Raw genomic sequence first — 12,416 nt, 5'->3', positions numbered from 1 at the left:
AACCACAAGCGAAGGCCAAATCGTCAATTTGGTCTTCGCTCATATTTACTACAATCCTTTTATCTTTTCTCTGCGTTCCAACTCTTTTTCACTCGGCTGATCAGGCACAAATGACCCTTTTTTAACTTCGCCGTCGGGTGCGTAGCTTGCTATGATTACACCGGTAGTTGAAACAACCGAATCGGTTAATTTCCAGCCTTGCGCCTGCGCGCCCTGACCGAATAATTTTTTTCCTGTGCCTAAAGTTAACGGGTGTATCCAGGTGTGCAGTTCATCTATTAACCCATACTGTAATAGCGTTTGCGCCAGTACGCTGCTTCCGTGTACCAATAGGGCCGGGCCATCCTGCTCTTTAAGCTTTTTTATTTCGGCTACAACATCGCCCGAAATTAGAATCGAGTTATGCCATGATAAATCGACCGGCTTTGTAGCCACCACATATTTATTAATGCGGTTAAACACTTCGCCGATCTCATCCTGCTGATAAGGCCAGTGTGCAGCAAATATGTCATAGGTAAAATGGCCCAGCAATAAGTCGAACGGTGCTGAAAATAGTTTACCTATAGCCTGATTGGTTGTCTCGTCCCCATAAGGGAACATCCAGCCGCCGTAAGTAAAATTGTTGGTTGGGTCTTCTTGCGGGCCGCCTGGTGCCTGAAGTACGCCATCCATGCTTAAAAAGGTTGCTACGATAATTTTTCTCATGATGATTGTTTGTTTAATACAGTGAGTGTTTGTTTGATACAAATCTACAGCGTAACTGCAATTGCAGTAAGGTGCAATAAGGACAATTAACGGGCTGGTTTGTGACTTATTTACAGGCGCTAACACGTAGGCCGGAAAGGCATAACGAACGAAATGAGCCGGCGGATTCTTAACGGATATTTGATTTATTGTGTTCAGTGGCCTGCGAAATCTAAAAAAAACGTCCTCAGCTATAAAAAGCAGTTGAAACTTATTTAAATTTATATTGTTAAATAACTATAAACCAAAACGATAAACGTTATGAAGACTTTAGTAATTCCTGGCGATCCGCACGGCATGACTGCCATTATGGTTCCAAAATCACAAGAATTTCATGATCATGAAGTAGTGCAGCTCAGCTCAACAGATCATACACAATTGGTCGAAAAGACGATATTTCGTGTGGTTGACGCCGGCGAAGATAAATGGGAGCTTCAATTTGAATAGTCGACCGTTATTTACACTAAAAAAGCCCTGAGCATTAAATGTCTCAGGGCTTTTTTATAACTAATAAAATACTTTGCAATTTTACTTAAGTTGGTTAATAAAATATTAATTAACTTTAATGGATACCAAACCGTTATTAATCCGGCTTTAAAGATATCTGGTATTTATTATAGAATATATGATACAAGATAAATACTGGCGTAATTTACTTAATGCAACGCCCACCCCTACCATATTACTACAGGCCGAGCATCCCAACTATCCTATTGTCTTTGCAAATAACGCTTATTTATCATTCGTCAATTTACGCCGCGAAGATATTGTAGGAAACAACCTGACAGACGTGTTGCACACCTATCAAAGCAACTTAGGCACAGACGAAGTATTACAAGCTTTGCATGATGTGTTACTTTACAAAATAACACAAAAACAACCGCTAACCCGGTATGAATACGGTACGCCGGAAACTGGCGAATCAACAATAAAATACGTCGACATCATCAACACCCCTTTTTTTGGCGATGACGATAAAGTTGAATTTATTATTCGCACGCTGAACGACGTAACGGATATTATAGAAGCCCAGTACAAAGAAAAAGTGCTTCATGAAGACCTTATAAAACATGAAAAGTTCCTGATTGAATCGCAGCGCATAGCTAAGATTGGTAATTGGGAGGTCGATATGGTAAATAATACCATTATATGGTCTGACGTTTTAAAAGACATTTATGAGGCACCAGCCGATTATGAGCCAACTTTTGAGTCTTCGCTTGCTTTTTATAAAGATGACAAATACAGGGAAATTATTATAAATGCTGTTTACCAGGCCATTGAAAAACACAGCGTATTTGATGTAGAACTTGAGATTATTACAGCGGCAGGCAATAGCCGCTGGATACGCAGTACAGGTAAGGCCGACCTGAAAGACAATGCATGCGTGCGATTATACGGCGTGACTCAGGATATTACGACATCCAAAATAGCCGAAAAAGAACTAAGAGAATCACGCAACCAATACCAGGCTTTGATTGAATCAGTGGAAGGTGTGGTTTGGGAAGCCGATGCTGCTACCTTTAAGTTCACCTACATTAGCAATAAGATCAACGACATACTGGGTTATACACCCCAGCAATGGCTAAGTGATCCTAATTTTTGGGCCAACCATATTTATGAAGAAGACCGCGATTGGGCTGTAAAATTTTGCCAAACTCAGACGCGCGAAGTTCAAAACCACGTTTTTGACTACAGGATGGTAAAAGCCGATGGCGGCATTGTATGGATAAAGGACCTTGTTTCGGTAATTGAGGAAAACGATAAACCTAAATTGCTGCGGGGAGTGATGATTGACGTTACAGAATCTAAACTACTAGCCGATCTGGATAACCTTGAGAAAAATATATTGGAGCTGGTAGCAAACAAAGAGGAAGATTTACAATATATCCTTTTTGCTTATCTGAAAGGGATTGAGCACCTGTTACCACACATGAAATGTTCATTAATGCAGGTAAAGCATAACAGCATTTACACACTTGCCGCTCCATCGCTCCCTAAAGAGTACACAGATTCAATAGATGGTTTAATTATTGGCGAGCGTGTGGGCTCATGCGGTGCAGCAGCTTACTACAAGAAAAAGGTAATAGTAGCCGATATATCGACCAGTCCGTTATGGGGAAGCTATAAGGATCTGGCATTAAAATACAATTTAAAAGCATGCTGGTCTTGCCCCGTTATTAATAGCGATAATGAGGTTACAGCAGTATTTGGTATGTACTATGATGATGTAAAAGCGCCCAATGATACAGAACAAATGGTTATAGACCGTGCGGTTGCAATTTTAAAAGTGATATTAGAAAACCGCGAGCGCGCCAGAATTATTGAAGAAACGACGATGCTGATCACACAAGGTCAGGAACTTGCCAACTTTGGTAATTGGCAATGGGACATTAAAAACAACTCTGTTAAATGGTCGGACGTGTTGTATAACATATACGGCGTTGATAAACGACACCATATAGCTAACTACGAAAAGTACATGACCATGCTGCACCAGGATGACAGAGATTATGTGCAAAACGTCCTTATGAATGCACTGCAATCGCAAAAGGACGTTGTATTTGAGGAAAGGATCATCCGCCCTGACGGCGAAATACGTTACCTTAAATCTTGGGGTAGGGTAATCTGCGACAGTAACGGAAATCCGGAAAAGATGATCGGCTCCTGTCTTGACGTTACAGCAGCAAAAATTGCCGAGTCGCAGCTGTCTGATATAGCGTGGATGCAATCACATCTTGTACGGGCACCTTTGGCCCGGCTTATGGGCCTGATCATTGTTTTGAAAGATGAACAAGCGCTGGATGATAAAATACAATTACTTGACTATATCATGGAAACTGCAAATGAGTTAGACAGGGTTATCAGCGAAGTTTCAAACAAGGCCGGGTAAGCAGTTATTGTTACACTTCAACTAAAAACCCTTAGCATTTCTGCTAAGGGTTTTTAGTTTGCTTTAGGCTTATTATTCTTTTTTTACAGTGGTTGTTGTGGTGGTAGTAACAGCAGGTTTATGATATATGTGGCTATGCACCGGCTTTTTGGCAACTACCCGCGCATTAGTTGCTGTATGAGTAGTTGTGGTGGTAGTGGTATGAACTGTCGGCGCAGGCTTGGTTACTGATGTTGTGACGGTTGTGGCAGCAGGCTTTGGCTGAGGATTTACCACCACTACCTGAGCCGGCGCCGCAGGTTGCGCAACCACAACGTTGGTTTTGCCCGTAGTAGCCGTAGCAGCAACGCTTCCTATCGCTTCGGGCGTACCTTTACCTTCTACCTTAATTTTTGTTACCTGGCGGCCATGTACCCCGGTTTTCACTTTCTTTTTTACCTCAATTTTGTTTTTTGAAGTGTCATTGTCCTGCGCATTAGCAACATGGGCAGAAAACAGTGCGGCTGTAGCAAGCACTAATAAATTAATTTTTTTCATAGTTGTTGAGTGTTGTTTATCTTATTGTAACAAGCTCATTACAACTAAGTTTTTAAAATGAATATCGACTACTCAGGCGTAATTCTGTACGCTACCTAAAAAGGGTTAACAGTATAGCTAACTTATACCTTTATAAGCTGGAAAAACACCTAATCCGGACGCAATTTATACGTATTTAGCCCGCAGATTCCAGTTCATTACCTTTCAGGCTAAACTATCCATCAGCAATGCTGTTATAGGGTACACATTATACATTGATATATAGCTTATGAAACGATTAATATATCCCGGCGGCCCATTTCCTCTTGGCGCAACCTGGGACGGAAAAGGAGTTAACTTTGCACTTTATTCTGAAAACGCCACTAAAGTTGAATTATGTTTGTTTGATCATGCAGACGATCAACTGGAGACATTAAAAATTCCGGTAACAGAACATTCAAACCTTATATGGCATGTATACCTGCCTGATATTAAACCCGGGCAGCTATATGGGTATCGCGTACATGGGCCCTATGAGCCAGAAAACGGACATCGTTTTAATCCTAATAAATTATTGATAGATCCTTACGCCAAAGCTATCTCTGGCACCGTAGAATGGGACGATGCGCTTTTTGGTTACGAAGTTGGCAATCCGGAGGGCGATCTGAGCTTTAGCGAAGCGGATAGCGCGGCTTTTATCCCGAAATCAGTAGTTATTGATCCTCATTTTGATTGGGGCGACGATAAGAAACCTAATATTGCTTATTACAACTCTATTATTTATGAAACCCATGTCAAAGGTTTCACCAAACAACATCCCGATATACCTGAGGAGTTGCGCGGCACTTACGCCGGCATTGCGCATCCGGCAAGCATCAGCTATTTAAAAAAACTGGGCATTACGGCTATTGAGCTAATGCCTGTTCATTATTTTTTGAGCGACCGGCACCTACGCGACGACGGACGCACCAACTATTGGGGTTACAATACCATAGGCTTTTTTGCACCCGACGCACGCTACGCCGCCGGCGACAAGATTAACGCCCAGGTTAATGAATTTAAAAACATGGTTAAGGAACTGCATAAGGCGGGAATCGAGGTGATTCTTGACGTAGTTTATAACCATACCGGCGAAGGTAATGAAATGGGCCCGACACTGTCATTCAGAGGAATAGACAACGTTTCTTACTATCGTTTAACTGATGAAAACAAGCGTTATTATAACGACTATACCGGTACTGGCAATACATTAAATGCCAATTTGCCCAATGTACTAAGGCTGATGATGGATAGCCTGCGTTACTGGATATTGGAAATGCACGTTGATGGTTTTCGTTTTGACCTGGCGGCTACGCTTGCCCGCGAATTACATGAAGTAAATCGCCTGAGCGCTTTTTTTGATATTATCCACCAGGACCCCATTATATCTCAGGTAAAACTAATTGCAGAACCATGGGATATTGGAGAAGGCGGCTATCAGGTTGGCAAATTCCCGCCGGGTTGGGCCGAGTGGAACGGTAAATATCGGGACGATATTCGCGATTATTGGAACGGAACCGAAAATATGCTGCCCGATTTTGCCGGACGCATTACCGGGAGTTCAGACCTTTATGAGGATTTTCGCCGGCCAACGGCCAGTATTAACTTTATCACCGCTCACGATGGCTTCACGCTAAACGACCTGGTATCATACAATGAAAAACACAACGAAGCCAATGGCGAGAACAACCAGGATGGCGAAAGCCATAACCGCTCCTGGAACTGCGGCGCCGAGGGCCCAACTGATGACCCGGTAATCAATGAACTGCGCGCACGTCAGCGACGCAACTTCCTGACCACGCTTTTTTTGTCGCAGGGTGTGCCAATGCTGGTAGCCGGTGATGAAATGGGCCGTACGCAACAAGGAAATAATAACGCTTATTGTCAGGATAACGAGATATCATGGCTTGACTGGGAGCATCAGGATACGGAATTGCAGGAATTTACCCGTCAGCTAATTCATTTAAGACGTGAGCATGCTGCGTTTTCCCGCAAAAGCTGGTTCAAGGGCGAGCCGGTTAAAGAAGGTGGAATTGAAGATATTGCCTGGTTTTTGCCAGATGGTTCGCAAATGGACCAGGAACACTGGCAGCAGGGATTTGCCAAATCAGTAGCTGTTTTTCTGAACGGACAGGGCTTACGCGCTGTAAACTCAGAGGGCAACAAGGTAATTGACGACAATTTTTACATTGTATTTAATGCGCATAGCGAGCCGCTGGATTACAAGCTACCGGATAAAAAATATTCGGCTGATTGGAAAATGCTTATTAATACCGCCAATCCCAAATTCCAGCCAACAGATCAGGTATTTCAGCCCGGCGAATTATTACATGTAGAGGGCCGGTCTATTATTTTGTTACAGCATCAACTGATCAAAAATGAGGATGGCAAGCATTTCTAAACGGTCAGTTGGCGTCAATTTCAATAAAGATAAACTTGCTGAGGTTAGCGTGTGGGCTCCAATGGCTGAGTCTGTAAGCCTGGTGACAGGTACAGCAGCGACTTTGCCGTTAAACCATGATGACAAGGGCTGGTGGACGTTAAAAACGGACAAGCTGCAGCCGGGATCTCGTTACGGTTTTAGCATTGATGGCGAAGAAGCGTTGCCTGACCCCGCCTCGCTCTCGCAGCCTGGAGGTGTGCATGAATTATCTGAGGTTTTTACAATTGACGATTTTGATTGGGCCGACGGAAAATGGCAAAATCATGAGCTGAGCAACTATATAATTTATGAACTGCATACAGGTACTTTTACCAACGATAGCAACTTTGCAGCTATTGAACAGAAGCTGGATTACCTGCTTGATTTAGGAATAACCGCAATCGAAGTGATGCCAGTGGCTCAATTTCCCGGCAACAGGAACTGGGGATATGACGGCGTATTTCCATTTGCCGTTCAAAATAGCTATGGCGGCCCGGCTGGCTTGATGCGCCTCGTTGATGCTTGTCATCAAAAAGGTTTGGCTGTGATACTGGATGTAGTTTATAATCACCTGGGCCCTGAAGGAAATTACCTTAGTCATTACGGGCCATATATAACCGAGAAATACAAAACGCCGTGGGGAGGTGCCATTAACTTTGACGATGCGTGGTGTGACGGTGTAAGACAATACTTTACAGAAAATGCTTTAATGTGGTTTCGTGATTTTCATATAGACGCATTAAGGCTGGATGCCGTACATGCTATTAAAGATTTCAGCCCAAAACATATTTTGCAGGAAATTCAAGAACACGTTAATGAGTTAACTACATTAACAGGCCGGCAACATTACCTGATTATTGAATGTGATTTAAATGACAGCCGTTTTCTTAAATCGTCTGCTGAGGGCGGCTATGGCATAAACGCTCAATGGACAGATGAATTTCATCATGCCCTGCGCGTTGCCGCCGGGCAAAAACGCGAAGGGTATTATGCTGATTTTAACGGACTGGAGGATTTGGCCAAAGCCTACCGCGATGCTTATGTGTACGACGGACAATATTCTGAAGAACGACACCGTACGTTCGGGTCAAAAACTGCCGGACTGCAGGGGCAACAATTTGTAGTATTCTCGCAAAACCACGACCAGGTGGGCAACCGCTTACTGGGCGAACGAACCAGTACTTTGGTCAGCTTCAGCATGCAGAAATTGATGGCTGCTGCGGTGTTTATCAGCCCTTACCTGCCCCTGATGTTCATGGGCGAAGAGTACGGAGAAACCAACCCATTTTTATATTTTGTTAGCCATACTGATGCTGAACTGGTTGAAGCAGTTAGGCAAGGAAGAAAAGAAGAATTCAAGAAATTCATCACTGACCAGGAAGCGCCGGACCCTCAGGCACTGCAAACTTTTGAGACGTCAAAATTACAATGGGATCTGATTAACCAACAACCCCACCAAAACTTAGTAAACTACTACAAAACGCTGATACGGTTGCGTAAAACCAACATGGTGTTAAATACCTGCGACCGCCATTATATGGAGACATCAGCTTTATCGGCACAACAAGTATTGCTGGTTAAAAGATGGACGGAAAAGGAAACTTTACTTTGTTTGCTCAACTTTTCAAATCAACTTCAAACTATTGGCTTGGACGAATATCCGGGCAACTGGCAAAAACTATTCGATTCGGCGGCTATTGAATGGAATGGCCCGGCTGACGCGCCCGACAGTCAGGATACAACCCAAAAAATCAATATCCAACCCGAATCGGTAATTATATATACGCAAACTCATGTTTAACCCTATATCAACTTACCGCATCCAATTCCATAAGGATTTCACGTTCAAACACCTGAAAAAAATCATTCCTTATCTGCAGCAATTGGGCATAAAAACACTGTACGCCTCGCCTGTTTTTGAAGCGACACCGGGGAGCATGCACGGCTATGACGTGGTAAATCCGCTCAAGATTAATCCCGAAATCGGGACGCTGGATGAATTACGTGAAATAAGCAAAACACTACGAGAACTTCAAATCAACTGGCTTCAGGACATTGTGCCTAACCATATGGCTTTTCATCCCAATAACAATTGGTTAATGGATGTTTTGGAGAAAGGCAATGCGTCTGCCTATGCTCCATTTTTTGATATTGAATGGAACAGCTCATTTGAGGATAAGCGAATCATGGTGCCTTTCTTAGGCACAAGCTTTGACGAAGCTGTTGATCAGAAACAAATTCGGCTGGTGGATAACCGCGGCAAGCTAAAGCTGGCTTATTACGATCAGCAATACCCGGCAACGGTTGATAACCGCCCAAAGTTTACCGCTAAGTTTATTGACCAGGTAAATAATGATGCCAATCTAATAAAAGACATCGCTGCCCGGCAAGCGTACCGCTTGTGCCATTGGCAGGAAACGGACAAGCAGATTAATTATCGCCGTTTTTTCACCGTGAATGGTTTGATCTGCCTTAATATGCAGGATGAAGCGGTCTTTGATGCTTATCATAAATTAATTAAACAGTTAATTGACGAGGGTATTTTTCAGGGGCTGCGTGTAGACCATATCGACGGATTGGCTGATCCGGAAGGATATTTACAAAGATTAAAAAACCTGGCCGGGCCCGATGTTTACATCGTCGTCGAAAAAATACTGGAAGAAGATGAAGCATTACCCAACGATTGGCCCGTGCAAGGAACGACAGGATATGACTTTTTAGCCCAGTTGAACAATCTGTTTACTGAAACCAAAAACCGGCGGATTTTCACCGCCAATTATCAGCAACTTACAGGCAACACAAAACAACCGCAAAAAAGCGCATCCGAAAAAAAAGCGTACATCCTGAAACACCACATGGCTGGCGAGCTGGAAAACTTGTATCAGCTTTTTTTACGCTCAAATCTGGTTACAAGCAAAGAACTACAACAAATCAACAGCCATCTCAAAGAGGCTATTGCACAGTTTTTGATTCATTGCCCGGTTTACCGTTATTACGGGCGGCACATGCCCCTGGCTGAAGCAGAAGCTCAGGAAATTGCCAAATTAATAGATGACATACCAACGGCAAATCCGGCCCTGGCAACGCTTAAACGGATATTTACTGAGCAACCTGATAAAGAGAACAAAGATTATAACTCGCGCGCCTTGGTTTTTTACCGGCGTTGTATGCAATTTACCGGCCCGCTGATGGCTAAAGGTGTTGAAGATACCTTGATGTATACCAGCAACCGTTTTATAGGCCATAACGAGGTTGGGGATAGTCCGTTTGCATTTGGGTTGACTCACGACCAGTTTCACCAGCTTATGTGCCAACGGCAAGCGCAATGCCCATTAGCCATAAACGCCACCTCTACCCATGACACCAAACGCGGAGAGGATGTACGTGCGCGTTTGAATGTATTGACTGATATACCTGCAGATTGGTTCGGATTTCTGGAATCATTACCAAAGCCCGCAGAGATTGACAAGAATGACGCTTATTTTATTTATCAATCCATAATTGGCGCCCACCCCATGCCGCAAACCAAAGATGACAGCTTTACAGCACGGCTGCAAGATTACTTATTAAAGGCATTGCGTGAAGGTAAAGAAAGATCTGATTGGGCTTCACCCAATGAAAATTACGAAACCAGGATCAAGGACTTCATTAGCGACTTATTAGCTGATAAAAGTGATTTCAGAAAAAATTTTATGGCGTTCCATGAACGTGTTTCAGATTTCGGCATCATTAATTCTTTATCGCAGGTGTTGTTAAAATTTGCATGTCCCGGTGTACCAGACGTGTATCAGGGCGCCGATTTGTGGGACCTGAGTTTGGTTGATCCGGATAACCGCAGACCTGTTGATTATCAATTACGGCAATCCTATTTGGCCGGCGAAACGAGACATGATATAAATTCATGGCAGCAGCTTTGGGATGAACGCTATACCGGTAAAATTAAACTGCATTTAACACAACGTTTGTTAACAATAAGAGCTAATCAACCTGCTTTATTTACCCAGGGAGATTACATCCCGTTAAAAACCGCAGGTAAATACAAAGACAATATATTTGCCTTTGCCCGGCAATTTGCAAATAGCTGGTATATGGTAGCTGTGCCGTTACACCTGGCAGCGCTTGGTGCAGATGGTAAAGTACCTTTGAAATTTGATTGGGCAGATACCACCATTAGCTTACCTGAGACAACGCCCCGCGGCTGGAAAAACCTATTGACCGGCACCGAAGGATATGCTACAGAAAGTATCGAAATAAAAACTTTATTTGAGGGACTACCCCTGGCACTGCTCCAATTTGACCAACCGGCAGATCGTGGCGCTGGTTTGCTGCTGCATATTACTTCACTACCCTCGGCTTTTGGGCTTGGCGATATGGGGCCGGCGGCTCATCAGTTTATCGATTTTTTGTTTAACAGCGGGCAACGTTACTGGCAGATATTACCCCTAAACCCGGTTGACCGGGGCGCTGGCTACTCACCCTATAGCTCCACATCAGCTATGGCGGGCAACGTTTTGCTGATTAGTCCGGAACTGTTGGTTGCCGATGGCTGGTTAAATGACAAAGAAATACGGTCATCTAGATTGCCTGTAACGCAGCAGGCAAACTTCGAGCAGGCTGTGGTATTAAAAAGTAAATTATTTATTAAAGCCTATCAGCGCTTTAAACAGAGCAATGCCGAGGTTCAGCGCCAATTTGAGGTTTTCAAATCAACAGAAACCAAGTGGCTGGATGATTTCGCCCTGTATCAGGCATTAAAACAAGCAAACGCCCAAAAGCCCTGGTACGAATGGCCAAAAGATCAACGCAATCGCAATTCAAAATCGCTGCAAAATGCGCGGGTAAAATACGCCGAAGAAATCGATCTGGAAAAATGGCTGCAATATATTTTCAGCAAACAGTGGCATACACTGCATAATCAGGCAAAAAGGAAAGGAATAACCCTGGTAGGCGACCTGCCTTTTTACATCAGCTATGATTCAGCAGACGTTTGGGCAAATCCTGAACTGTTTAAACTTGACCATAAGGGTAATATAGCAGGCATAGCCGGCGTTCCGCCCGATTACTTTTCGGCCGAAGGCCAGTTATGGGGTATGCCGGTTTATAACTGGGAAGCCCACCATCAAGATGGGTATCACTGGTGGTTACAACGCATCCGCAAAAATCTGGAATACGTTGATTTGATAAGGCTTGACCATTTCAGGGCATTTGTTAACTACTGGGAAGTTCCCGGAAATGAGCATACCGCTGTAAATGGTAAGTGGATGCCGGGCCCGGGCGCAAAATTATTTGATACATTCAAGGCAGAATTAGGCAACCTGCCCTTTGTGGCCGAAGATCTGGGCGATATTGACGCGCCTGTTTACAGCCTGCGAGATCAATTTGATTTGCCGGGCATGCGCGTACTACAGTTTGCTTTTGGTGATAACATGCCGGTTTCACCGCACATTCCGCATTATTTCACCCCAAATAGCTTTGCCTATACCGGCACCCATGACAACAACACACTAAAAGGTTGGTATTCAACAGATTTGGATGTCAACGGTAAACAAATCATAGATCAATACACCGGCCAAAAAACGTCGGCGAAAAATATATGCGATATAATGATAAGGCTTTGTTATGCCTCTGTTGCCGGGGTAGCCATATTACCTATGCAGGATGCGCTGGAACTTGGCGGGGAACACCGTATGAATCTTCCTTCATCAGCCGACGGCAACTGGACCTGGCGGTTGACCGAAAAACAACTAAACAAACAATTATCGCCGAGGCTGCGGGATTTAACACGTTTTTATAATCGCTAACAAT

General features: G+C 43.7%; 7 protein-coding genes. 5 read left to right on the top strand and 2 right to left on the bottom strand.

Going from position 1 to position 12,416, the window contains the following annotated elements; translation table 11 throughout:
- Window positions 1–48 precede the first annotated feature (48 nt).
- Window positions 49–705, bottom strand: coding sequence for a dihydrofolate reductase family protein (locus tag ACFS5N_RS02215; protein WP_377181776.1), 657 nt, complete (start codon window positions 703–705; stop codon window positions 49–51).
- A 300-nt stretch (window positions 706–1,005) separates the two neighbouring features.
- On the opposite strand from ACFS5N_RS02215, the gene ACFS5N_RS02210 reads away from it, so the two are divergent.
- Both ACFS5N_RS02210 and ACFS5N_RS02205 read left to right on the top strand, forming a co-directional pair.
- A complete protein-coding gene (locus ACFS5N_RS02210) occupies window positions 1,006–1,191 on the top strand; it encodes a hypothetical protein (protein ID WP_377181774.1) in 186 nt (61 codons plus the stop codon).
- 178 nt (window positions 1,192–1,369) lie between these two features.
- Window positions 1,370–3,634 carry a PAS domain-containing protein gene (locus tag ACFS5N_RS02205; protein ID WP_377181772.1) on the top strand — a complete coding sequence of 755 codons (2,265 nt, stop codon included), beginning with the start codon at window positions 1,370–1,372 and terminating at the stop codon, window positions 3,632–3,634.
- Window positions 3,635–3,706: 72 nt separating this feature from the next.
- Here ACFS5N_RS02205 and ACFS5N_RS02200 read toward each other — a convergent pair whose 3' ends face one another.
- The gene (locus ACFS5N_RS02200) at window positions 3,707–4,171 is read right to left on the bottom strand and encodes a hypothetical protein (protein WP_377181770.1); all 465 of its coding nucleotides are present in this window, start codon (window positions 4,169–4,171) and stop codon (window positions 3,707–3,709) included.
- 268 nt (window positions 4,172–4,439) lie between these two features.
- On the opposite strand from ACFS5N_RS02200, the gene glgX reads away from it, so the two are divergent.
- The 3 genes from glgX to treY are packed head-to-tail and all read left to right on the top strand — an operon-like array spanning window position 4,440 to window position 12,412.
- On the top strand, window positions 4,440–6,590 hold the full coding sequence (gene glgX / locus ACFS5N_RS02195; protein ID WP_377181768.1) for a glycogen debranching protein GlgX: 2,151 nt from the start codon (window positions 4,440–4,442) through the stop codon (window positions 6,588–6,590).
- Complete coding sequence (treZ, locus tag ACFS5N_RS02190; protein WP_377181766.1) at window positions 6,574–8,412, top strand: malto-oligosyltrehalose trehalohydrolase; 1,839 nt, start codon at window positions 6,574–6,576, stop codon at window positions 8,410–8,412. Before glgX ends, treZ begins: the two co-directional genes overlap by 17 nt.
- On the top strand, window positions 8,405–12,412 hold the full coding sequence (treY, locus tag ACFS5N_RS02185; RefSeq protein ID WP_377181764.1) for a malto-oligosyltrehalose synthase: 4,008 nt from the start codon (window positions 8,405–8,407) through the stop codon (window positions 12,410–12,412). The genes treZ and treY overlap by 8 nt, the downstream gene beginning before the upstream one ends.
- The last annotated feature ends 4 nt before the right edge of the window (window positions 12,413–12,416 follow it).

Origin of the sequence: Mucilaginibacter ximonensis, assembly GCF_042686265.1 — a bacterium.
GTDB classification, from domain to species: domain Bacteria; phylum Bacteroidota; class Bacteroidia; order Sphingobacteriales; family Sphingobacteriaceae; genus Mucilaginibacter; species Mucilaginibacter ximonensis.
The sequence above is the reverse complement of the archived record's forward strand: the minus strand, read 5'-3'. Positions and strand labels throughout refer to the sequence as shown.

Excerpts from the sequence above, each read along its gene's own strand:
- treY (WP_377181764.1), top strand. The coding sequence starts at position 8,405 with ATGTTTAACCCTATATCAACTTACCGCATCCAATTCCATAAGGATTTC.
- ACFS5N_RS02205 (WP_377181772.1), top strand. The coding sequence starts at position 1,370 with ATGATACAAGATAAATACTGGCGTAATTTACTTAATGCAACGCCCACC.
- treZ (WP_377181766.1), top strand. The coding sequence starts at position 6,574 with ATGGCAAGCATTTCTAAACGGTCAGTTGGCGTCAATTTCAATAAAGAT.
- glgX (WP_377181768.1), top strand. The coding sequence starts at position 4,440 with ATGAAACGATTAATATATCCCGGCGGCCCATTTCCTCTTGGCGCAACC.
- ACFS5N_RS02200 (WP_377181770.1), bottom strand. The coding sequence starts at position 4,171 with ATGAAAAAAATTAATTTATTAGTGCTTGCTACAGCCGCACTGTTTTCT.
- ACFS5N_RS02215 (WP_377181776.1), bottom strand. The coding sequence starts at position 705 with ATGAGAAAAATTATCGTAGCAACCTTTTTAAGCATGGATGGCGTACTT.
- ACFS5N_RS02210 (WP_377181774.1), top strand. The coding sequence starts at position 1,006 with ATGAAGACTTTAGTAATTCCTGGCGATCCGCACGGCATGACTGCCATT.